The following is a 1,585-nucleotide window of genomic DNA, read 5'->3' as shown; positions in this document are numbered from 1 at the left end:
TACTAAGGTGTTATTATATAGTGCGCTTTGCAATAATGAATTGGTAAATGTATATTGTACAGCAAACACAATGAAAACCTATTGAAAGTATTATGGGAGCTCGGAAAATTAAAAGGGCAGCTAAGGTCATTGAAAATAATCATATCTAAGCCTGAAATTGAGAGGAATTTGCTAAGATCCGAGTTACAAGAAGTACTTACAACTCTAGAGAGCTTGCGTACTTACTTAAAACGCTACATAGATGAAGATAGGATGACCAGATTTTTCGACTTCATATCATTGGCATTACAACTGAAAGCCTCGCTCTTTAGGGCGGGGATGCTGCTAATGCTTATAAGCCTTGATGCTAGCACTATAGTTGGGGCGAGGATTCCCTTAGGGTGGGGAGGAGGTCAGAGGCGCAACAACAGGGGGTTCAACCATCTCCTCAAGATTTGTTTAAATTGATCGATACAACCAAGATCCCGGAAGACGAGATTGAATCTTTATCTTCTATGCTAAATGTTATCCTAACGTTATTAGATCATACAGGGTCAGCTATATAACCCCCTGAAAATACTATTGCGAGGGAGATCTATGGTTATATCGGTTTGTATATCCCATAGATACTTTGCTGATATGGTTTGTGGGGGGTATGTATGGATAATGTGGATAAGCTGTTTATAGAGTCCGAGGGCTTCCCCGTCGGGGATGTTAATGAGGCCTCTGCTAGGGAGAAGCTGGGCGGTGGTAGGCCTCCCTTCTGGGAGATGGTGTTCTGGTGGACTAGAAAGCCCCTGGCAGGGGCTAGGGCGGTGATAGCCGGCGCCCTTCTCTCGAAAGATATCAGCCCCTATGAGTTCAAATACCATCTACGGTTCGCGGATAACACACCGCATAGGAAGAACCCGGTTATCCCGCTCAGCTGGAGAGAGATATTTAGAAGGGCAAGGCTTCTAGACCCATTCGCAGGCTTTGGCTCGATACCTCTGGAGGCTGTGAGGCTCGGTGTGGGCGAGGTTGTTGCTGTTGAGCTGTTGCCAGCAGCGTATGTTTTTCTAAAGGCTGTTCTGGAGCATCCTAGATGGGCTGTTGATAGGGGGCTTGGGAGGAGGCTTGCTGATGATGTTAAGAGGTGGGGTGGATATGTTGTTGAGATGCTGAGAAGAGATCGAGATGTTGGAGAGCTCTACGACGATGATATAGCTGTGTATATAGGTAGCTGGGAGGTTAGATGCCCGCACTGCGGTATGTGGACACCCCTGGTCGGGAACTGGTGGCTGGCAAGGGTATCGAGGGGCGGTGGCGAAGGGGAGGAGGGTGAGGAGGGTGGGAGGGGGGCGTATCAGAGGCTGGCATGGATGGAGCCGGAGAGATACGGTGGGGAGGTATATATAAAGATCGTTGATCTGAATAGAGAGCTTGGCAGAAAGACACTAACAGCGAGGGTGAACACCCCACAGGGCTTGGTGGAGGCGGAGGGGAGGCAGTACAGGGTTCCGAGACCAAATATAGATGCTAGGAGGGAGACAGCTACATGCCTGATCTGCAACAACCAGATAATGAGAACACCGAGGGGAGAATGGCATGTGAAAGAAGCCCTGAG

2 protein-coding genes are annotated in these 1,585 nt (G+C 48.6%); both read left to right on the top strand.

The features are described from left to right. The first annotated feature begins 54 nt into the window (after window positions 1-54). Complete coding sequence (locus QXE01_03735; GenBank protein ID MEM4970345.1) at window positions 55-447, top strand: hypothetical protein; 393 nt, start codon at window positions 55-57, stop codon at window positions 445-447. A 191-nt stretch (window positions 448-638) separates the two neighbouring features. Beyond that, window positions 639-1,585, top strand: a 947-nt coding sequence (locus tag QXE01_03730) for a DUF1156 domain-containing protein (protein ID MEM4970344.1), incomplete at its 3' end; no start/stop codon positions are given.

It is taken from the genome of Sulfolobales archaeon (assembly GCA_038897115.1).
In the GTDB taxonomy this organism is placed as follows: Archaea; Thermoproteota; Thermoprotei_A; order Sulfolobales; family AG1; genus AG1.
Note: the sequence above shows the minus strand (reverse complement) of the source record. Positions and strands in the feature narration are given on the sequence as shown.